Below are 22,487 nucleotides of genomic sequence, written 5' to 3' on the forward strand. Positions count from 1 at the left end.
GTCGGATTTGCGTCGCTGAAAACGTCCTTTGATGGATCGGACGACGATCTATGCATGAAGGTGAGGAGACCGAAAATGCCGAAATCCCCAATGCCCTTCTTCTGGTACGAGTTGATGACCAGCGACCTCGATGCGGCGCAAGCATTTTACACCACCGTGGTCGGCTGGCGGGCCGAGCCCTTCGACAAGGCGCCCGGCATGCCGCGCTATATCGTGGTGAACTCCGCCGAGCGTGGCGTCGGCGGGCTGATGACCCTGCCCGAGGAAGCAGCCAGGACGGGTCTGAAGCCGGCCTGGTTCGGCTATATCCACACCAGCGATACCGATGCCTCGACCGAGGCACTGAAAGCCGCCGGCGGGGCTGTTCACCGCGAACCCGACGACATTCCCGGCGTCGGCCGTTTCTCCGTCGTCGCCGACCCGCAAGGCGCCGCCTTCATGTTCCTGCAGCCCAATGGTCCCGACCAGCCCGTCCTTCCGGCAACGACGCCGGGCCATGTCGGCTGGCACGAGCTTTATGCGGCCGACCGCCAGAAGGCCTTCGATTTCTATTCAAGCCAGTTCGGCTGGACCGATGCCGGTAGCATGGACGTCGGCGAGATGGGCATCTATCAGACCTTCTCGGCCGGCCCTGAATCTGGCGGCGGCATCATGAACAAGCCGCAACAGCTGCCGGTGCCGGTCTGGCTGTTCTACTTCAATGTCGACGCCATCGACGCAGCCGCCAAACGCGTCACCGACAATGGCGGCAAAATTGTCATGGGTCCGATGCCGGTGCCGACCGGCCAATGGATTGCCCAGTTCACCGATCCGCAAGGCGCTTATTTCGCGCTGATCGCGCCGGGCCGCTGATCCCCTCCGGTACTCGCCTGCACGGAACTGCTCTCATCGCGCCGCCCCGATGAGAGGCGCGTCGGGGCGCGGTCACTCTGGCGCCAGCACCGCAACCTTGAGGTTCTCTTTCCTGGCGCCGCTGAGCTGGATCGTGGCTGCGCCAGGCGTCAGCTTGAAGCGCACACTCTTGCGGATGCCGGGGCAGGTCTTCACGCCGCTGAAACCGGCTGATTTCACGGCCTGGCCATCCTGAATGACGTCGACCCAGGCCTCATCGGACAGGCTGATCTGGAGCTCTCCTTCCGTTGGCACGGCCACGTTTGCCGTCGCGCCGAACGTGCCGGCTGCCGGCGCGCGTTGCGGTGAGACCGTGAAGCTGACCGCATCGACCGGCTCCAGCGCCATATCCGCGGCTTCGCCGAAAGCAAGAGAGGCACCGGACTGCGCGGCGGGCGCTGCCGGAAACAGTTCCTGCTCGCGTGTCACCGGCCATTTGAAGGCATCGCAGCCAGCATCAGCGGCCATGGCGAAACTGGTGCTTGCGAGGATTGCGAACAGGCTGATGGCGACTTTTTTCATGGCGAAGGAACCCGAATGGTTTGGAGTGTCTACACGCAGATATACAACCTCAACGAGATGTATGCAACCATAACGAGAGCAAATTTCGAAGTCAGACTGGAAATAATTGCAATCACCGATTGTTGATGACAGGCCATGGGAAGTGAATGGTCCAGCGCCGGGTGATGATTTATGGCCGGGCCACATGGTTGGAAAAATGGAGTTTAGATGAAGCTTTTTGACGGTCTCGCCAGATTTCAGCCGCAGGCACTCGGCGTCCTGCGCATCATGACGGCCCTGCAGTTCCTCGAGCATGGCTCGCAGAAACTGTTCAATTTTCCGGTCAGCGCCGAGCCTCACGCTCTTAGCGGCCTGACGGCGACGGCAGGCATCCTGGAATTCGCCGGTGGCATCTTGCTGGCGCTCGGTCTGTTGACCCGCCCGGTCGCGTTCCTGCTGGCCGGCGAGATGGCCATCGCCTATTTCATGGCGCACTACCCGCGCGACTTCTTCCCGGTCAACAACAGCGGCGACGCGGCAATCTCCTTCTGCTTCATCTTCCTCTATCTGGTGTTTGCCGGCGCCGGCGCCTTCGCGCTCGACAACCGCCGCAGCACCTGACGCGCCTGATGCATGTCGCCCAAAAGTGCGCAGCGGTTTTGGGATAACGACTTGCACAAAACAAGAATCTGAAGCGCCTCGGCGAAGCCGAAGCGCTTCAGGCGCGCATTCGCTCGAAGTTCGCGTCAAAGAGCGGCGCTGCCTGAACGCGCGCCGCGTGGCGCTTGCCCAAAAGTTCGATTTCGAAGCCGTCGCTCTTGTCTGCGATCTCCTTCGGCACATAGCCGATGGCGACGGATTTCTTCGAGTGATGCGCATAGCCGCCCGACGTCACCCAGCCGCGCACCGCGCCATCGTACCAGATCGGCTCGTCGCCGATGACATCGGCATCGTCGGCATCGAGGATAAATGTGCGCAGCCTGAGCTTGCCGCCCTGCTTGCGCTCGGCAAGAGCGCCGGTTTTGCCGATGAAATCGGCATCCTTGCCATAGGCGACGAAACGGTCGAGCCCGGCCTCCAGCGGCCCGTAGATCGGCCGGTATTCGCGCGCCCATGAGCCGTAGTTTTTCTCCAGCCGCAGCGCATTGAGCGCGCGCGAGCCGAACAGGCCGAGGCCGAATTCCGCGCCTGCCGCCATCAACGCCTGGAAAGCAGCGCGCTGATATTCCGGCGCCACCCAGATCTCGTAGCCGAGATCGCCGGTGTAGCTGACGCGGTCGACCAGGCATGGCGCCGCGCCGATGTCCATTTTTGCGACCGCCATGAAGGGGAACGCTGCATTGGAGATATCCGCGCGGCTGACCTTCGCCAGCACCTCCCTCGCCTTGGGTCCGGCGATCGCCAGACCGGTCAGTTTCTGCCCCAGCGCCTCCATGCGCACTGAGCTATCCGCAGGTAAATGCGCCTCGAACCAGCGCATATGATACTGCTCGGCGATACCGGAGCCGGCGATGAACCACTCGGTCCCGTTGGAATTGGGGGCACCGATATTGGCCAGCGTGAAATCGCCGATGAGCTTGCCGTCATCCTTCAGCATCGGCGCCAGCGTCATGCGGCCTGGCTTGGGCAACTTGCAGGCGAAGATCCGGTCGAGCCAAGCGGCCGCCCCTTCTCCCGTCACCTTGTATTTGGCGAAGTTCGAAATCTCCGCCAGGCCGACGCTCTCACGAACCGTCGCGACCTCATTGGCGACATGGGAAAAATCGCTGGACCGCCGCCACGAGAACTCGTCCTTGACACCCTCGGGCGCAAACCAGAGCGGCACTTCCAGCCCATAGGACACGCCCCATTGCGCGCCCTTGGCCGACAGCAAATCGTAGATCGGCGTCGTCTTCAGCTGCCGCCCGGCGGGCAGCTCCTCATTGGGGAAACGGATCGAGAAGCGGCGCGAGTAGTTCTCGCGCACCTTGGCGTTGGTGTAGGCCATCGTCGCCCAGTCGCCGTAGCGCGCGACATCCATCGCCCAGATGTCGGCGCCGGGATCGCCCTCGATCATCCAGTTGGACAGCGCCAGGCCGACGCCGCCGCCTTGTGAAAAGCCCGCCATGACGCCGCAGGCGACCCAGAAGCCGGGAAGGCCACGCACCGGCCCAACCAGCGGATTGCCGTCCGGCGCGAAGGTGAAGGGCCCGTTGATGATCTGCTTGATGCCGGTCCTCTCGAAGGCCGGGAAATGCCTGAAGCCGACTTCGAGCGACGGCGCGATGCGGTCGATGTCCGGCTCCAGCAATTCATGGCCGAAATTCCACGGCGTCTGGAATTCGGACCAGACCTTATTGGCCTTCTCGTACGTGCCCATCAGCATGCCGCCGCGCTCCTGGCGCAGGTACAGCTCACCATCGAAATCGACGGCATGGATGATCTCGGTCCCGGTCTTGGCGTTCCACGCCGCCACCTCGGGCATATCCTCGGTGATCAGGTACATGTGCTCCATTGCCAGCACCGGCAGCTCCAGCCCGACCATGCGGCCGACCTCGCGCGCCCATAACCCGCCGGCATTGACGACATGCTCGGCCACCACTTCGCCCTTGTTGGTGACGACGCGCCACATGCCGTCGGGCCGGCGCACAATGTCCTCGACCTTGGTGAAGCGCTCGACCTCGGCGCCCAGTTTCCGCGCGGCCTTGGCATAGGCATGGGTCACGCCGGAGGGATCGAGATGGCCGTCCTCCTTGTTGCGGACGGCGCCGACGAATTGTTTCGGGTCGAGCAGCGGCATCAGCTCGGCCGCTTCATTGGCCGATATTTCTTCGAGCTCGATGCCGAGGTAACGCCCTTTGGCGACGACGCCGCGCAGCCAGTCGTGCCGCGCCTCGGTCGCCGCCAGAAGCACGCCGCCCGTCAGATGTACGCCGGTCGCCTGTCCCGACAGCTCCTCGATGTCCTTGTAGAGCGAGATCGTGTATTTCTGCAGCTTGGCGACGTTGGGGTCGCCATTGATCGTGTGCATGCCGCCGGCCGCATGCCAGGTCGAGCCCGAGGTCAGCTCGTCGCGCTCCAGCAGCACGACATCGGTCCAGCCATGGCGGGCCAGATGGAACAGCACCGAACACCCGACGACGCCACCGCCAATGACCACGACCTTTGCATGCGATTTCATGAGTTTTGCTCTGTTATCAATGAGTTGAGGAGATAAGGTGAATCAGAAAGGCAGCGCCGCGCGCCGACGCTGAAAAAGTCACGGCTCGCCCTGCCCGATCGCTTCCTTGCGCCTGGCCACATACGCCTCCAGCGCCTCGCGCACGGCGATATCCATTACCGGCTCGACATAATCTTCCAGCGCCTTCTTCCACAGCCGCGTCGCGCGCGCCGTGGTGTCGAGGCCGCCGGCTTCCTGCCAGGCCTCGTAATTCTGCCAGTTGGACAGCATCGGCTGGTAGAAGGCCGTGGCATAGCGTTCCAGCGTGTGCGGTTCGCCGAAGAAATGGCCGCCGGTCGGCACCGCGCCCAGCGCCTCGACAGCAAGCTCCGCCTCGTCGACGACGATCGGGCGCAGGAATTCCATCATGTGCTGGATCATCTCGACATCGATGATGAGCTTTTCGAACGATGCCGTCAGCCCGCCTTCCTGCCAGCCGGCGGCATGATAGACGAGGTTGCCGTGGCCAAGCACAGCGCCCCACAGCGCCATCAGCGTCTCGTAGGCGCCTTGCGCGTCCGCCGCATTCGATGCCGACCCCGGTGTCGTGCGGTAGGGCAGATTGTAGCGCCGCGCCAATTGCCCCGAGGCGATGTTGGCCTTGGTGTTCTCCGGCGTTCCGAAGGCCGGCGCGCCCGACTTCATGTCGACGTTGGAGGTGAAGGCGCCGTACATCACCGGCGCGCCGGGGCGCACCAGTTGCGTCAGCACCACGCCGAACAGTGCTTCGGCATTCTGTTGCGCCAGGGCGCCGGCGAGCGTCACCGGGCTCATCGCGCCCATCAGCGTGAACGGCGTCACCGCCACCGACTGGCCGAACTCAGCCATGGTCATCAGCCCTTCGGCCATCATCTCGTCGAAACGCCGCGGCGAGTTGACCGAGATGATGGTGGCAATGCCGGGATCATCGCGCATCTCGTCCAGCGTCAGCCCGCGCGCGATTGCCATCATCTCGATGCCGTCCAGCGCCCGGCCTCGTCCGATCGCCGAGACATGGAAAGATTTGTCGGTCAGCGTCAGATTGTTGAAATAGGTATCCATGTGCCTGGTGTTCGCCGGCAGTTCCACCGGCGCGCAGACCTGGTTGCCGAGCATGTGGATGCAGTTGAAATGCTGAGCCAGCCGGGTCAGATCGGCATAGTCGTGCAAGTTTCCAGCGCGCCGGCCGCGCTCCATGTCGTGCACATTGGGCGGCCCGGCGACGAGGGTGAAATTGATCGTGTTGCCGCCGAGATGAATGGTGTTGGCGGGGTTGCGCGGCGTCAGCCGATAGCTGGACTGCGTGGTCTTCAGCGCCTCGGCGACAAGGCCCCGGTCGATGCGGACATTCGCGGTCGCATGGTCGACTTTTGCGCCCGCCTTCTCGAACAGCGCCAGCGCCCGCTGAGACATCACCTCGATGCCGAAATTTTCCAGAATATGCATCGACGCCTGGTGGATCGTTTCGACCTGGTCGACTGAGAGCATCGCCATCGGCGGATAGGGATTGGTCACCCGCCGCAGTGGAAGTTGCGGGATGGCGGCGGGCCCCCGGTTGCTGGTTCGCTCCGCGCCGCGCTTTCGTCTTGGTTCATTCATGCCTGGCATCAGAGCGCCGGCATCCGGATATCGCTGTCAGAAATCCGCCCTTCGCGGGCGTGATTTTAGCCAAGGCGGCATTTTTGAATTCGTATGGAGACAGAGGCGACGCAAAAGGTCGGAATAATGATACAGGTCCCACTCAGCGGAGCCGGGCCGGCAAGCCGTTAAGAAACGCCGCAAGATTCCCTTTATGATTTCAGCCTATCCGTCTTCCATGCGTAGTTCGAATTTGAGTAAAATTGTAGCGGTTGGCGTGCTGCTGGCTTTGCCGGCCTGCGCGACGCCGCCCAACCATATCAACAATGTCTGCGCCGTCTTCGACCAGAACGACGGCTGGTTCGACAACTGGCAGTCGGCCGCCGAGCGCGCCTCGCAGAAATACGGCGTCCCTGTCCCCGTGCTGATGGCGACGGTGCGCAAGGAATCCGGTTTCAAGAGCAATGCCAGGCCGCCGCGTACCAAACTGCTCGGCTTCATTCCGTGGAAACATGTCTCGTCGGCCACCGGTTTCTCGCAGGCGCTCGACGGCACCTGGTCGCAATATCAGAGCGAAACCGGCAGCTGGGCGGCGCGGCGGACCAAGTTTGCCGATGCCGTCGATTTCGTCGGCTGGTATCATTCCAAGACATCAGACACGTTCGGCGTCGCCCGCAACGACACCTACAATCTCTATCTCGCCTACTATCTCGGCTGGACCGCCTACGGCCGCGGCAACCGTGGCGATGCCGGCGTGCAGGGCTATGCCAGGGCGACCGAAAAGATGGCCCGCGACTATGCCGAACAGCTGCAGCAATGCGGCAGCTGACGTTGCCAAGCGGTCTTGCAGCCACGCAGTTTGCGATCGAAGCAGAACTCAGCCATTCATTCGCTTGGGATCAGGTGGAGGATCGACCTCCCTCCCTTTACCGCTGCCGTCGACAGCTTTCGGTCAAACGTCGCCAATTGGCCGTCACGCGCCTTGGCGAGTCCCAACAAATAGCTATCCGTTACCTGTGCCGGGGTGAGGATCCTGGCTGCATCGATGTCGTTGGAACCGACAAGGCTGATCTCGTCAGGCCAGAACTGATGTCCTGAAAGGGCATGCAGCTTGCCGACAATCTGCGCCACCACGGCGGGCGAACCCGGAGAATTGGGGTATTTCGGGTTGCTTACAATCCTGATGACGCCATTCTCGGTAATGGGACATGTTGCCCATGATAAATGCCCGGTGGATTGAAACCACCGATGGGCATCTTCATGCGCGACGTGAGCCGGATCGATCAACGCAATCAAGACATTGACGTCGAGCAGGAAGGTCACGGCAATTCGTCGCGAAGCGCATTGACCATTTCGAGATCGACCATCGGGCCGTCGGGCCGCGATGCAAGCAAGGGGATGCCGTTGCGTTCACCGCCGGTCGGTGGCCTGCGCAGTGAGCGGCGAGCCAGATCGGAAATGACATCGCCAACGCTGCGATCCTGCTGTCGCGCCATGGCCTTGGCCGCAAGTAGGACATCGTCATCGATTGCAAGTGTGGTTCTCACAATATGCTCCCTATCGCGCATCAAACATCACGCATCACATAAAGCAATGGACAGCAATATTCAAGCGAACGTAGCCTGTCGTTCCTTGAGCTATGGCGACGCTGCGGCAATGCGCCAACGAGCGGCATTGCCTCTATGGCTGGTCAGCTCGGCTTCTTGCCATGCGGGCGCTTCGGCGGTTCGCCGGCGAAACCGGGGCCGATCCCATCCGGTGCGTCTTCCGGCACGCCCTCATGCGCTGCGTGTTCCCTGTCGAACTTGATCACCGGCTCCATCGTCGCCAGCACATCGTCCGACAGCCAGCACAGGCTCATATGGCCATCGCCGAGATGCTTCACCGGCGGCACCTTGGTCTCGCACAGATTGTCCGGCACCAGCCTCTTGTAGCCGCAGCGCGTCTGGAACGGGCAGCCGCTCGGCGGGTTCATCGCCGACGGGATGTCGCCTTCGAGCACGATGTGCCGTTTGACCACGCTGGTGTCGGCGATCGGGATCGCCGACAGAAGCGCCTCGGTGTAGGGGTGGTAGGGCGGCGCGAAGATCTGGTCGGTCGTACCCTGCTCGACGATGTAGCCGAGATACATGACGACGACCCGGTCGGCGATGTAGCGCACGACGGACAGATCGTGACTGATGAACAGCATCGTCGTCTTGTTCTTGCGCTGGATGTCCATCAGGAGCTCGGTCACCGCCGCCTGCACCGAGACGTCGAGTGCCGACACCGGCTCGTCGGCCACCACCACCTTGGCATCGCCGGCAAAGGCACGCGCCACGCCGATGCGCTGCTTCTGGCCGCCTGAGAGCTGACGCGGCTTGCGCGTCTCGAAGGCCCGCGGCAGCTTCACCAGGTCAAGCAGCTCCAGCATGCGCTTGCGCCGCTCCGCGACATTGTTGCCGACTTTGAATTTTTCCAGCGTGCGGATGATCTGCGAACCGACGGAGTGGCTGGGATTGAGCGTATCGAACGGGTTCTGGAACACCATCTGGATCGATGACACCGTTTCGACACTGCGCTTCTCGATGCCGGTCGACTGGATCTCCTTGTTGCCCAGCGTCACTGTGCCGGCACTTGCCGTCTCCAGCCCGAGCAGGACCTTGGCCAGCGTCGACTTTCCGCAGCCGGACTCGCCGACGATGGCGACGGTCTCGGATTCGCGGGCCATAAACGAGATCGTCTCATTGGCCTTGACGACGCGGCCTTCGCTGGAGCCGAACACTTCGCTGCCGCCGACCTTGTAGTATTTTCTCAAATCCTCGATCTTGAGCACCGGCGCGCCGGGCACAACCTTCTCATTGACCTTCTTGGCGCCGGGAGGCAGCGCTTCCCAGTCGATCTCGTTGAAGCGCACGCAGCGCGAGAAATGCCCTTCGTGACCGGCGACCTCGATCATCGGGATTTCGGCGGCATTGCAGACGCCCTCAACGAAATGGTGGCAGCGCGGGCCGAAATTGCAGCCCTTGGGCCGCTCATGCGGCAGCGGCAACTGGCCGGGGATAGAGATCAGCGGCCGCGAATTCTTGTCGGCGCCCGGCAGCGGAATCGAGCGGAACAGCCCTTGCGTATAGGGGTGACGCATCCGGTCGAACACGTCCTTGATCTTGCCGGTCTCGACCGCTTCGCCCGAATACATCACCGTGATGCGGTCGCAGGTCTCGAGGATGAGGCCCAGATTGTGCGACACGAAGATCATCGACGTGCCGAACTTCTCGCCCAGCCCCTTGACCAGTTCGACGATGCCGGCCTCCACCGTCACGTCGAGCGCCGTCGTCGGTTCGTCGAGCAGAAGCAGCGCCGGCTTCGACAGCAGCGCCATGGCAATGACGATGCGCTGCTGCTGGCCGCCGGACAGCTGGTGCGGATAGGAACGCATCATGCGTTCGGGATCGGGCAATCTCACCGAGCGCACCATTTCGAGCGCCCTTTTGTAAGCCTCTTCCTTCGACACCTTGTCGTGGATCAGCGGCACTTCCATCAATTGCTGGCCGACCTTCATCGCCGGATTGAGGCTCGCCATCGGCTCCTGGTAGATCATGGCGATCTTGTTGCCGCGGATGGAGCGCAACTCCTCGTCGGACAGCTCGCCCATGTCCTTGCCCTGGAACTTGATCTTGCCGCCGACGATCTTTCCGATGTTGGAGAGGTCGCGCATGATGCCGAGCGACACGGTCGACTTGCCGCAGCCGGACTCGCCGACGATGCCCATGGCTTCGCCCGGCATCACCGTGCAGGAAAAGTCCATGACGGCAGGGATCTCACCCTTGCGGGTGAAGAAGGAGATCGACAGGTTCTCGATCTCGATGATCGGCGCAGCGCTTGGCCCAAGGGTCGGGTTGCCGGGATTTCGAACTGCCTCATTCATGGGTCGCTCCAATCCTATTTTCATGCTCGCGGCGCCGAAACCCGCAGATCAGTCTTTCATCGATTGTTCGCGCAGCGAGTCGGCAAGCAGGTTCAAGCCCAGCACGAACGACATCAGCGCGATTGTCGGCGGCAGCGCCGGGTGGATGAATGAGCGCAGCAGGCGGCTGGCGTCCTTGATCGCGGTGCCCCAATCCGGGCTCTCCGGCGCCAGGCCCAGCCCGAAATAGCCGAGCGTGCCGAGCAGGATCGTGGTGTAGCCGATGCGCAGGCAGGCATCGACGATCAGCGGTCCGCGCGCATTGGGCAGGATCTCCCACAGCATGATGTACCAGGGCGATTCACCGCGCGTCTGCGCCGCCGCCACATAGTCGCGCGTCTTGATGTCCATCACCAGGCCGCGCACGATGCGGAATACGCCGGGGCTGGAGGCGAACACCACCGCCACGAAGATGTTGAGCTGGTTGGGATCGATGTGGATGATCTTGAACGGATCGGCGTCGAACACCAGGCCGGCATAGACCCAGCCGCCGATGATCAGCGTCAGCCCGAGCAATATATAGAGTCGGTCCGGCCGGTTCTTGTAGCGCGTCCAGAACAGCACCGAAAAGAAGATGATCGGGAACAGGAAGAACAGCCCGGCCATGGCGTAGGGGATCGGCGTATCCATGATGCCCGGCGTCACCAGCAGGTAAAACAGCAGGATCACCGGGAAGGCCAGCACCAGATTGGCCAGGAAGGACAGCACGGTGTCGATCCGGCCGCCATAGTAACCGGCGGGCAGACCGAGCGTGATGCCGACCATCAGCGCGAAACCGGTCGCAGCCGGTGCGATGATCAGCACGATCTGGCTGCCATAGACCATGCGCGAAAAGACGTCGCGGGCGAGCTTGTCGCCGCCGAAATAGTAGATGAGTTTCGATACCGGCTCGAGCGCGCCCGGCAGCGCATCCTTCATGATCGGGACCTGGGCGAGCGGATCGAAGGGCGCGACGGTCGACGCGAAGATTGCCGTGAACAGCCAGAACAGGCAGATGCCGACACCGACTATGCCGACGCCGCTATCGAACAACTGGCCGTAGAGGCCGAGCCTTTTCTTGTAGGTGAAGCTCACCCCCATCACCAGGGCAAGCCCTAACCAGACCGGCCAGAAACGCCCAATCACGCCGAGCACGACATTGAAGGCACCGATATATTCGACCTGCATCTGCCCCAGCCCCCTATTGAACTCTGATACGCGGATTGAGGAACGCGTAGCCGACATCCGAGATGAGCTGCGTGATCAGCACGATGAACACCGAGACCAGTGAACAGCCAAGCAGCAGATCGATGTCGTTGTTGCCGGCGGCCTCGACCAGCGTGTAGCCAAAGCCCTGGTAGCGGAACATCACCTCGACGATGACGACGCCGGTAAGCAGCCAGGGAAATTGCAGCATGATGACGGTGAAGGGCGCAATCAGCGCATTGCGCAGCGCGTGCTTGACGACGACGCTGCCGAAGGAAAGCCCCTTCAGCCGGGCGGTGCGGATATATTGCTGCGTCATCACCTCGACCATCGAGGCGCGCGTCATGCGGGCGATGTAGCCGATGCCGTAGATCGCCAGCGTCATCACCGGCAGGGTGAAATTGTAGAAGGTGATGCCCTGGCTTGCCGAGGCGGCCGAACCGTTCAGCCAGCCGAGCCAGGAGGCGAAGATGACGGTGAAGATGACGCCCGACACATATTCGGGCGTCGCCGTCGACGCGATCGATGCGACGGACAGCGTTCGGTCCGTTCGCGAGCCCTCGCGCATGCCGGCCAGGATGCCGATCAGCAGCGAAATCGGCACCATCACCAACAGCACGCAGAGCATCAGGATACCGGTGGCGGCGAGTGCGGGGAAGAGCTTTGACGCAACGGAGGTTTTGAACTTGGTCGAGCAGCCGAAATCACCTTCCAGGATGCCGGAGAATTTCGGCTCCAGCGGTTCGTTGCAGAAGGAGAAACGCTGCGTCGGCTTGCCGGTCGCCGGATCGGTCACCGGTTGCTTCGGGACGACGCCCAGCCATTGCCCGTAGCGCACGAAGAAGTTCTGCCGGTAGCCATGGTTGACCAGCCAGCTTTCGAGCTGTTCGGCCGATGTGTGCATTTCGGTCTGGCTGATCGCCAGCTTCTTCAAATTCGGCTCGAGGTTGATCAGGAAGAAGACGATCATCGTCAGGCACAGCATCGTCAATGCCATGGTGCCGAGACGCCGGATTACGAAAGAAAGCATGGCGGTCCCCTGCCGGTCTGGTTGGGGTTGGAGCCAGTTCGAAAAACCAGCTTTGCCGTTGCCGGCAGAGTTGGCCGTCAAATCGGCACTCGGATGCAATCAACCCAGTTTATTGAACGGTCTTTCAGGAGAGTCCGCAACTTTTTGCTGCGGCGGCTTCCGGTTCTGGGCCATGCGAGGCGTGACGGGAAGGAGCGAAGCGCCCCTTCCCTGACGTTCCAATCACGCCTGGTCGAGCCAGACCTTGCCGTAGTCGCGCTCGAAGGTCGGATGCATCTTGTAATTCTGCACCGCCTTGACCGAGTGGCTGTAGAGCTTGCGCCAGTATGGCTGGATCATGATGCCGGAATCCTGCAGGATCTGCTCGATGTCCTTCATCATCTCCTTGCGCTTGGCCGCATCGGCAACGGCCAATGCTGCATTGAGCTTGGCATCCCATTCGGGGTTGGAATAGGCCGACTCGTTCCACGCCTCGCCGGTGCGGTAGCCGATCGCCAGAACCTGGACGCCGAGCGGGCGCATGTTCCAGTTGGTCATCGACAGCGGATACTTGGTCCAGTCGTTCCAGAACGTCGAGCCCGGCAGCACCGTGCGCTTTACCTTGAGGCCGGCGTCGCGCATCTGCGCGGCGATGGCGTCGCCGGTATTCTTGTGCCAGTCTTCGTCGACCGTGATCAGCTCATGCTCGAAGTCGGCCTGGCCGGCTTCCGCCATCAGCGCCTTGGCCTTGGCCGGATCGCGAGCGACTTTGGGCAGCTCGTAATATTCCGGGTGGATTTGGCAGACATGGTGGTTTTCAGCCACCGTGCCGGCATTTCCGTAGCCAAGCTGCAGGACGACATTGTTGTCGACCGCGAGTTGCAGCGCGTTGCGTACCTTCTGGTCGCCGTAAGGCTTGTTGTTGATGTTGGTGCGGCACACGATGGTCGACGCGGTGACGATTTCGGACTTGACCAGGTCCAGTCCGTCGAGGATCGACACATAGTCGGCCGAGGTCTCGAAATTGGTATGGACTTCGCCGGCCTCGAAGGCACTGACCATGGCTGCCGGATCGGTGCCGTAGTCGACGAATTCGATGCCGTCGAGGAACACCTCGCCGTCCCACCACTTGTTGTCCTCGCGGCGCTTGTAGACCACCTTCTGGCCGACATCGTAGGAGACGAGCTCGAACGGGCCGGTACCGATCGGGCAGGCTTTGAAGTCGCCGCCCTTCTCGTCGAAGCTCTTGTGCACGATGAGGCCGGGATAGTCGCACATGTTCGGAATGAGCGCGATGTCAGCCTTGCCGAGCTTCAGCTTGACGGTGTGGTCGTCAACCTTGGTCACGGCGCTTTCGTCGAGCTTGTCGTCCTTGACCAGCGTGCCGAGACGGCCAGGCATGGAATTGCCCTCGGCCTTCTTGTCGGCCCAGCGCTTGAGATTGAAGATGACGTCATCGGCGGTGAAGGCATCGCCATTCGACCAGGTCACACCCTTGCGCACATGCAACGTGTACTCGGTGGCGTCGTCGTTGACCTCCCAGCTCTCCAGAAGGTACGGGCGGAACGTGTATTCGCTGGTGTACTTGACCAGCGGCTCAAGCGCCTGACGCTCGGCATTGGCGATTTCCGACCAGTCGGCCTTGCGCGGATCCTTGGGATCCTTGACCCATTGCGCGACTTTAAGGATGCCGCCCTTCTTGCCCTGCACCTCTTCGGCCCTGGCTTGGGTCGGCACGGCTACGCCGAGCATGCCGTAGGCCATCGCAGTCGACGCGCCGAACACGCTCGCCATGGCGAGGAACTCGCGGCGATCGACTTTGCCTGCCTTGGCTTCTTCGGCCATGGCCAGGATGTGATCGGGAACGCGATCGCCATTACTCTTGTAATTTGTCATACCTTAACTCCCATTGTTGGCTTTCCGCCTTTTAACATTCCGCATCCCTGCCGTGATGTCAAAGACGGCATGGCTACGGAACCTGTTAGGGAATGTGCAACTTTGAAAAGGGAGCGGTTCGCGTGATAACGACAGACTTGGCGCAAAAGTGCTAGCGCGCCCAGATTCCGCCGGAATCTGCTTAGGCGAGTAATTGATACATTTGGGCGGGTTGAGACAGCGCCAGTTCCGGTGGCGGTAAGGGCCAGGAACTCAATATTCCTTTTCGTAGAATATGCCGCCCTTGGCCTCGCCGCCATCATTGGCCTCGCCGCGCAGCTTGACGCCGCGTCCGACATTGAGGTCGATCGTCGCCTTGCCCGACCCTGGCCTGTCGCCTTTCTGGATCGTCACATAGGTGCGGTCATTGAGGTACTTGCCCGCCGACACGGCGGTGCCGCCCTGGTCATCGGTGGTCACATCCAGGTCGTCGACGCCGATTGCACTGCGCAGGTTTTCGAGCAGCGAGGTCGAGCCGCCGACGCCGGCCAGTTGGCCGGCGGCCTCGGCCAGCTGCGCGATCTGCAGCGGCGACAGGTTCGACATAGAGCGGCCGAAAATCAGCTGCGCCAGCACCTCGTCCTCGGGCAGCGCCGGCACCGATGAGAAGTCGAATTTCGGATTGGTCGCTTCGCCCGAGACGACGATGGTGACGGTGGCGCTGGTCGTGGTCGATGTCGCGGTCAAGTTGAGGTAGGGCACCAGCGAGCCCGAAAAGCCGACCGTGCCTTCGGTAAAGGTCAGCCGCTTGCCGAGGATCGACAGCCGCCCACGCTGCAAGGTGAAGGTGCCGACCGCCTGCGGCGAAGCCGCCGGGCCGGTCAGCCTCAGCGAACCGCCGAACTCGGCATCGACGCCCCTGCCCTGGATGAAGATCTGGTTCGGCGCATTGACCGTGACGTCGAGGACAAGCCCACTGCCGCCACCACCGCTGGCCGCCGCCGGTCGCAAGGCCTTGTCCTGCGCCCGCACGGAGGCGGGCGCGTTCTTGTGCTTGACACCGAGCGCTGCCAGCGAGCCCGGCAGCTTATCGGGAACGGTGATGACGGTCTTGGCCAGATTGACGGTGCCCGAAATCACCGGCGCCGAGGTGAGCGGCCCCTTGATGGTCAGGTCGCCGCCGAGATTGGCTGTCACCACCCTGCCGTCGGTATAGCGGCCGTCAACCAGCTTGATAGACAAATCGGCTGGGAAACCTTGCGCCGGATTGATGCCGAGGGTGCCGGAGGCCGACAGGCTGCCGCGTGTCGACAGCGTGCCGGTCAGCCGGTTGATCCGGGCAACGCCGTTGCCGATCGAAATGTCGGCGGCAATGTCGTTGACGGCAAGGCCGGAGCGCGCGTCGACCAGGCGGGCGCCCGACGTGCTGACCGTGCCGCCGATCACCGGCGACGCCGCCGGGCCGCGCATCTGGATATTGACGTTGGCGGTGCCGCTGAGCGACAGGCCTTGCGCCGCAAGCTTGGCGGCCAGGAAGGAAAATGGCACCTTGCCGTTGAAGTCGAGCACCAGCGCTGGTGTGCCGGCCGTCGTCACCGTACCGCCGCCCTTGAGGCCAAGCCCGGCGCCGTCGCTGATGTCGGCGTTGAAGGTGAGCTTCTTGCCGGCAAATGTTCCCGACGAAGAGATATTCATGCCGCCAAGACCGGCGCTGCGCGTCTGCGAGGTCTGCACCCCGCCGGCATCGATATCGAAGGCGACAGCCGGATTGCCCAACGCGCCCGTCACCTTCACAGTCCCTGAAATCGAACCGGCGGCCTGGAGGCCCGGCGAAAAACTGTTGGCCAGCGAAGCCGGCACCTTCGACAGCGCGGCACTGATGTCGAGTGCCTGCCCGACCTTGCCGGTCACCGTCGCCGTGCCGCCACCGAGATTGAGCACCAGCTTGTCCAGCGTCGTTGTGCCGTTGGCGATGCTGACGGTCGAGGCCTGGGCGATGGCCGCCTTGATGCCCTGCACCGTGGCCTGGCCGGAAGCGAGTTCGATGGTGGTGGTGCCGCCAGCCACCTTTATCCTGCCCGCAGCCTTCGCCGGAATGCCCTTGACGGTGGCGCCGCCGGAAAACCCGGTCCAGTCGCCGTCGCGCTTCAAATCGACATCGATGCCGCTGATGGCGGTGCCGCCGGAAATGACGCTGTCGGCGCGAATTTTGCCCGAGATGACCGGCGCGGCGAGATAGTTGGCGACCAGCGCATCGATCGACACCGTCTTCGCCTGCAGGTCGCCGCGCGTAATCGAAGCGGTCGCAGCCTTGACGGCGACGTTCGGGCCATCCGCGGTCTTTGAGAAGGCGATGGTGCCGCGCACGTCGCCTTCGGCCTTTTCCAGCACCAGCGCCGCCAGGGGCCCGATATCCGGCAGGTCGAGCGCGATGGTGCCGACCGGCACGAAAGCCTCGTCGAGCGCAAGGTCGCCGGAAATCTTGTTCTTGCCGAGCGACAGCAGCAGGCCGTTGATGGCGCTCTTGCCGTCCGCCGTCGCCAGCACCGCGCTGCCTTGCAGCGCCTGCCCAGCAACATTGCCGGTCAGTTGCACATTGGCCGCCGGATTGGCGGCATCGGCCTTGCCGGTGGCGGTCAGCTTCAACCCGGTGATTTCGCGTTCCGCCACGAGAAGCCGGTCGCTGCTGACCGTCAGCGACAGATCCGGGGCCAGGCTGGGCCCCTGCGCGTTGAGTGCAAAGCTGATCGCGCCTTTGGCATCTTTCGACAACAGCGAGATGTCGGCCAGTGCACCCTTGATATTTGCGCTAAGCTTGTTGTCGGCGAGGCTGGCCTGACCGTCCGCGGTCAGTGCGCCCGACGCCAGCGTGACCGGATTGGCGCTGACATTGCCATTGGCATCCCGCTTCAGCGTGGCGCTGAGCTGCGTGCGCTCTGCCAGCACGCTGCGCGCCGCCGCCGGCAACGCCGCCGACAGCACGTCGGCGTTGAGGTTGAGGTCGATTGCTCCATCGGCAAAGCCGACACGGCCATTGAAGGCGCTGCCCAGCGCATCGCCCTGCACCGAGCCGCTGTCGATGGTGATCGCATCGGCCGCCAGGCTGCCCGCGACCTTGGCGGTGACTTTGCCGGCGATCAGCGGTGCGATGGTCGGATTGTCCAGACCGATCTTGTCCGCCGTCACCGTGCCCGAGATCGGACCGGTGCGGCTTCTCAGATCAAATGCATCGGAATGCAGCGCAAGCGCAATGCCCTCGACCTTGGCGTCATCCGTCGCCACCGAAGGCAGTACCGCCGAGATGTCGAGCTTGGCTTGCGCAGCCTGCCCGGCCGCCTTCACCGACAGCGCCTGCAATTCGAGCTTGATCGGGCTTTCCGCGCTGCCCAGCGTCAACGGCAGGCTCGGACCGGACGATGTCAGATCGAGCGCGAAATCGCTGGCGCCGTTCGGGTTGACGGTGCCGGCGGCCTTGCCGGAGATTTTTTGGCCCGACAGCGTCGCCTGATCCAGCACGACGCCGCCGGCCGTCGAATAGCTGCCGGCCGCATCGACATCGAGCGGTCCGAGCCCGGCCTGACGGGTCTGGCTGGTCTCGGCGCCGGCCAGTTTTGCATTAAAGCGAATGTCGGGATTTGCTGACGGCCCGGTGATTTGCGCCGTGCCGTCGAGCGTGCCCGCGGCATCGAGGCCGGGCGAAAAGCCATTGGCAAGCGCAGCCGGCAGCGCCGAGAAGGTCGCCGCCAGATCGAGCGTCTGGCCCACCGTGCCCGACAGCGTCACCGAGCCGCCGCCGAGATCGACTACCAGCCTTTGAATGTTGGTTATGCCATCGGCAATGGTCAGGCTCGACGGCTCGGCGATCGCCACCTTGATGCCGCGCACCGTCGCCTCGCCGGACGCGATCTCGACGCTGGTCGCGCCCCCGGCAATCTTCGCCCGCCCGGCAGCTGTCGCCGGAATGCCTGATATGGTTGCGCCGCCGGTGAAATTCGTCCAGTCGCCGTCACGCTTGAGGTCGACGCCGATGCCACTGACGACGGTCGTTCCCGAGGTCACGCTCTCGGCCTTGATCGTGCCGGAGATCGCAGGGCTGTTGAGATAGTTGGCGATCAGTGCGCTGACGGTGACTGCCTTGGCTGCCACATCACCGCGCGCGATCGACACGCTGGCTGCATTGATGGTGACAGTGGGAGCCTCGCCGTCTTTGGCGAACACCACGGTGCCGCCGATATCGCCGGCCGCCGTCTGCCCGGCCAGCGACGCCAGCGGCGCGATATCGGGGGCGGAGATCGTCAGCGTCCCCAGCGGCAGGAATTTTTCATCGAGCGTGAGGTCGCCCGACACCTTGTTGTCGCCCAGCGCTACGCTGAGCCCCTTGATGGAGCGCTTGCCATCGCTCGTCACCAGCGCCGCCTTGATGGCGAGCGGCTGTTCGTCGACCGCGCCGGTCAGCGAGACATCTGCGGCCGGGCTCACAATGTCGGCCTTGCCCGATGCGGTCAGCTTGATGTCCTTGACGGTGCGGCCGGAGGCCGTCAGGCTGGCACTGTCGGCCGAAACCGAGAAATCCGGTGCGTTGCGCGCGCCGCTTGCCGTCAGCGCGAAATCGACCCCGCCGGCGATCGGCACGCCGACCAGCGAAGACAGCACCGAGACGTCGCCGAGCTTGCCCTTGATGTCGGCCTGGATATCGCTGCCTTGCGCGCTGGCGGTGCCGCTGGCGCTCAGCGAACCGGAAGTGAGTTCGATCGAGTTGGCGGCGAAAGAGCCCTGCGGATCGCGCGTCGCGGTCGCCGAGAATTTGACCCGTTCGCCAAGCAGTGAACTGATCTGCGGCGGCAGCGCCGTCGACACCGCATCGGCATTCATCTTGAGCGTCATGGCGAGGTCGGCCAGCGCCACCTTGGCCGTCAGCCCGGCATTGAGCGCATCGCTGCGCAGCGTACCCTCATCGAGCGAGATCTCATCCTTGCTGATCGAGCCGGAAAGAGAGGCCGTCAGCTTGCCGGTGACCAGCGGGGCCAGCGTCGCGACGTCGGTCTTCAGCCCGGCCGCCGCCAGCGACACGCTGACCGGGCCGCTGCGGTTCTCGATGTCGAAACCGTCGGAATGGATCCGCGCATCGAGATTGTTCACCTGAGAACCGCCCGCAACCACCGAGACGAGCGAAGCGCTGGCGTCAATCATCGGCGCCTTGCCGTCACCGAAGGCGCGCGCGGTCACATTGTTGATGGCCACCATGATCGGCTGCGCCTGGGTACCGGCATTGACCGTGACCGGCTTGGCTTTGACCACGAGTTCGACCGAAAGGTCGCTGGCGCCGTTGGGGTCGACCATGCCGGCAGCGGTACCATGAACTGCGTCGCTCTCGATCGCAGCGCGCTCGATGTCGACGCCGCCGGCCGCGGTCGCGGTGCCGGCTAGGTCGAAGCTGGTCTTGCCGGCAAACAGCGACTTGAACCGTTCCGGCAGGAAGCCTTCGAACGAACCGTCGCCCTTGGCCTCGATCCGGTTGCCCTTGTCGGTGAGCTGGTGCCGGCCGGTGAGCTGGGTAACGATCTGACCGTCGACCATGAAGGTGCCGATGCCGCTCCAGTTGGCCAGCGGCCCGGTGCCCGAGACGACGATGTTGACCGGCGGCGCGCCGGGTAGCTTGAGCAGGTTGGCGATGATGCCGCCGGCCGGCTCGGAAGCCTTGAGATCGAGGTCGAGCTTGTTTTCATCCGGCGCGAAGTGGATGTTGGCGTCGACATTGCCTTGCTTGCCGTCATGGCGGGTAACGTTGAGCACCGTCTGGATCGCCAGTGGCGACGCATCGACCTTGGCCGATCCCTTGGCCGCAAGTTCGGCAATGCCGCTGCCGGCAAGTTGCTGGCCGAGCGCGATCTCCGGCAAATCGATCGCTCTGATATCAAGCGAAACCGGCAGGCCGCCCGACCCGCTCTTGCTCGGCTCGGTGCTCGCCACAGGCAGCCGTGCCAATTCTATCCGTTCGGCCGCTATGCGGTCGGCGCTGAAATTCTTCGACAGCAGCGCCAGCGGCGACCAGTCGATGGCCACCTTGCGGGCCACCAGCCAGGCGCCCTCGCGGTCTTCCAGCACGACATGGTCGACCGTCAGCGCGCCGGACCAGATACCGTTAATGCCGCTGACCGTGACTTTGCTGTCCCTTGACGAGGCCATGTCAGAGATGATGCCGGCGAGATTTTCGCGGCCGCGCTCGGTCTTGGTCAGCACGACCAGCGCGCCGATGCCCGCCGCCGCCACGATCAGCAGCGTGTAGAAAAACAGGCGAAGGATGCGTTTCAAAATCTTCATCGTCAGAACGCCTGTCCGATCCCGGCATAGATGCCGAAACGCGGGTCGCCACGGTCGCGGTTGAGCGGCACGGCGGCGTCGATGCGCAGCGGCCCGAACGGCGTGATGTAGCGCAGGCCAACGCCCGCGCCGACCTTCACGTCGGAAAAGTCCGGCGTCGCTGTGGTCGAGACAGTGCCAGCGTCGACGAACGGCACGATGCCGATCGTGTCGGTCAGCGCAATGCGCATTTCGACCGATGTTTCGAAGAAGGAAAGCCCGCCGATCGGCTGGTTGTCGATGTCCTTCGGTCCGATGCCCTGATAGGCATAGCCCCGCACCGAGCCGCCACCGCCGGAATAGAAGCGCCTGTCGGCTGGAACGTTCTGAAGGCCGGTGCCGACGATCGAACCCAGCGCGACGCGTTCGGCAAGCACGAATTTCGAGGCCGTGTCGAGCGACTGATAGGCCGACCCCTCGCCCCTGAGCTTGAGGAAGGCGGCGCCGCTCAGAATGTCGTAGCTCGGTTCGGCATAGGCCAGAACCCTGAAGCCGCTGGTCGGGTTGAGCCGGTTGTCCCTGTTGTCATAGACATATTGCAGCGGAATGCTGGCGATCAGGTATTTGTGCTTGCCGAAGGCGTCGGTGATCCTGGAATAGTCCAGCGCGATTTCAGCCGAAACCGTCTGCTTCTTGTCGATCTCATAGGACAGGCCGGTGCTGCCCTTGACCGAGAAATGGTCGTAGGCATCGGGATGTTCGAGGACGGTCTTGACGCTGGCGATGAATTTCGAAGCCGGCCCGATCACGCCCGGCTTCTCGAACATGATGCCGGCATTGTAGTTGAGCTCGCTGAGATCGTTGCTGCCGATGCCGCTGATCTTGCCCTCGATGCGCAGCTTTTCGGCCCGGCCGAACAGATTTCGGTGGCCCCAATAGCCTTCCAGGCCTAGCCCTTCGGTGTTGGAGAAAGTGCCGCCGACGCCGAAATAGCGTGGTTTGCGCTCGCTGACCTGAACGCCGATCGGAATGTTGCCGTCGGCGTCGAGACTGTCGGCTTCCTTCAGCGTCACGCTGTTGAACACTTCGAGCCTCAGCAGCCGGTCGCGGGCATCGTCGATCTCGTCGGGCGAATATTGCCGGCCGCGTTTCAGCCCGGTCATATATTCAGTGAACTCGCGATTGACCTTCTCGGTGCCATCGACGGTGGTGTCGCCATAACCGGCAACCGGCCCGGCGGCCACCGTCAGCGTCACGTCTAGCGTCGAGGTGGTGTGCTCGGCCACGACCTGCCTGTCGGTGATCCGGGCCAGCGGCCGGCCCTCCTGCTTCAGCGCCCGCACGATCAGCGCCTCGGCCTTGAGCACGGCGCCCGAGCCGGCATCGCCGCCGGCTATCAGGCCGAAATCGGCGCTCGCCAGCCCGGCGGCATCGCCCTCCAGCCGAATATTGCCGAGCGTGAATTTGGGCCCGCTCGAGATGCTGATCACCACCGGGATCGGCTGCGGACCCGTAAATTCGGCATCGGGCGGCAAATCGTCCAGCGCCTTGCCCTGGATGGTGATGGTGACGACGCCTTCATAACGGGCGTCGGCATAAAGCGCGGCGACCAGCTGTTCGCGGTCGCTACGCGCCTTGGCCAAAAGGCCGAGCGAGCCGGAAACCGGGCGGTCCTCGTCGGATTTCAGCGACGAGGCGTTTTCGAGCTTCTTAACCAAGTCCTTGTCGGCATCGGGCGCTTCGATGGTCACCGCATAGCGCAGCGGGTCGACGATATCGGCGTCCTCGTCATTCGAAGAGCCCCACAATTTGATGCCGAAGAGCTCGAAGGCGGCCGCCGACCCCGATTCGGCAACGAGCACGGTCGAGCACGCCAACGCCACAATCAGCGCGCGCGAAAGCGTGCGCCGTGGCGCACTTACCTTCGACATCTGCGCTTCATACGCCGGCATCAGGACAACCTAGGTTACAAAACTAAAATTGGAATGAAGTTTTGAAGCGCTCGTAAAGGGGCCACAATCCAA

Annotated in this window: 14 protein-coding genes; 3 read left to right on the forward strand and 11 right to left on the reverse strand. The window is 63.1% G+C overall.

The features are described 5' to 3' along the window. The first annotated feature begins 75 nt into the window (after positions 1 to 75). The gene (locus X750_RS157260; RefSeq protein WP_023741729.1) at positions 76 to 852 is read left to right on the forward strand and encodes a VOC family protein; all 777 of its coding nucleotides are present in this window, start codon (positions 76 to 78) and stop codon (positions 850 to 852) included. Between the two features lie 72 nt (positions 853 to 924). Here the strand turns inward: X750_RS157260 and X750_RS157255 are convergent, their stop codons facing one another. Further along, positions 925 to 1,413, reverse strand: a complete 489-nt coding sequence (locus X750_RS157255; RefSeq protein WP_023746952.1) for a hypothetical protein — start codon at positions 1,411 to 1,413, stop codon at positions 925 to 927. A 207-nt stretch (positions 1,414 to 1,620) separates the two neighbouring features. Between X750_RS157255 and X750_RS157250 the strand changes: the two genes are divergently transcribed. Next, a complete protein-coding gene (locus tag X750_RS157250) occupies positions 1,621 to 2,013 on the forward strand; it encodes a DoxX family protein (RefSeq protein WP_023746953.1) in 393 nt (130 codons plus the stop codon). Positions 2,014 to 2,110: 97 nt separating this feature from the next. On the opposite strand, the gene X750_RS157245 is transcribed toward X750_RS157250, so the two are convergent. After that, entirely contained in the window at positions 2,111 to 4,552 is a 2,442-nt protein-coding gene (locus X750_RS157245; protein WP_023746954.1) for an FAD-dependent oxidoreductase, read from the reverse strand. Between the two features lie 78 nt (positions 4,553 to 4,630). Next, positions 4,631 to 6,169: a trimethylamine methyltransferase family protein gene (locus X750_RS157240; protein WP_023746955.1), complete on the reverse strand. Its 1,539-nt coding sequence runs from the start codon at positions 6,167 to 6,169 to the stop codon at positions 4,631 to 4,633. 217 nt (positions 6,170 to 6,386) lie between these two features. Here X750_RS157240 and X750_RS157235 point away from each other — a divergent pair, with 217 nt between their 5' ends. Further along, complete coding sequence (locus X750_RS157235; RefSeq protein ID WP_023682203.1) at positions 6,387 to 6,977, forward strand: transglycosylase SLT domain-containing protein; 591 nt, start codon at positions 6,387 to 6,389, stop codon at positions 6,975 to 6,977. A gap of 56 nt (positions 6,978 to 7,033) precedes the next feature. Here X750_RS157235 and X750_RS157230 read toward each other — a convergent pair whose 3' ends face one another. The 8 genes from X750_RS157230 to X750_RS157195 form a co-directional block, all read right to left on the reverse strand. Then, on the reverse strand, positions 7,034 to 7,471 hold the full coding sequence (locus X750_RS157230) for a TA system VapC family ribonuclease toxin (protein ID WP_023682204.1): 438 nt from the start codon (positions 7,469 to 7,471) through the stop codon (positions 7,034 to 7,036). Beyond that, positions 7,468 to 7,695: a hypothetical protein gene (locus tag X750_RS157225; protein ID WP_023668191.1), complete on the reverse strand. Its 228-nt coding sequence runs from the start codon at positions 7,693 to 7,695 to the stop codon at positions 7,468 to 7,470. Before X750_RS157225 ends, X750_RS157230 begins: the two co-directional genes overlap by 4 nt. A gap of 143 nt (positions 7,696 to 7,838) precedes the next feature. Next, the gene (locus X750_RS157220) at positions 7,839 to 10,055 is read right to left on the reverse strand and encodes an ABC transporter ATP-binding protein (protein ID WP_023668190.1); all 2,217 of its coding nucleotides are present in this window, start codon (positions 10,053 to 10,055) and stop codon (positions 7,839 to 7,841) included. 48 nt (positions 10,056 to 10,103) lie between these two features. Then, complete coding sequence (locus X750_RS157215) at positions 10,104 to 11,261, reverse strand: ABC transporter permease (protein ID WP_023690814.1); 1,158 nt, start codon at positions 11,259 to 11,261, stop codon at positions 10,104 to 10,106. 13 nt (positions 11,262 to 11,274) lie between these two features. Further along, positions 11,275 to 12,309: an ABC transporter permease gene (locus X750_RS157210; protein WP_023746956.1), complete on the reverse strand. Its 1,035-nt coding sequence runs from the start codon at positions 12,307 to 12,309 to the stop codon at positions 11,275 to 11,277. Between the two features lie 222 nt (positions 12,310 to 12,531). After that, positions 12,532 to 14,184: an ABC transporter substrate-binding protein gene (locus tag X750_RS157205; RefSeq protein ID WP_023668187.1), complete on the reverse strand. Its 1,653-nt coding sequence runs from the start codon at positions 14,182 to 14,184 to the stop codon at positions 12,532 to 12,534. 252 nt (positions 14,185 to 14,436) lie between these two features. Further along, entirely contained in the window at positions 14,437 to 20,484 is a 6,048-nt protein-coding gene (locus X750_RS157200) for a translocation/assembly module TamB domain-containing protein (protein ID WP_023746957.1), read from the reverse strand. 2 nt (positions 20,485 to 20,486) lie between these two features. Beyond that, on the reverse strand, positions 20,487 to 22,415 hold the full coding sequence (locus tag X750_RS157195; RefSeq protein ID WP_023746958.1) for an autotransporter assembly complex family protein: 1,929 nt from the start codon (positions 22,413 to 22,415) through the stop codon (positions 20,487 to 20,489). Positions 22,416 to 22,487 lie beyond the last annotated feature (72 nt).

This window comes from Mesorhizobium sp. LNJC391B00 (assembly GCF_000502535.1).
Taxonomy (GTDB): Bacteria; Pseudomonadota; Alphaproteobacteria; order Rhizobiales; family Rhizobiaceae; genus Mesorhizobium.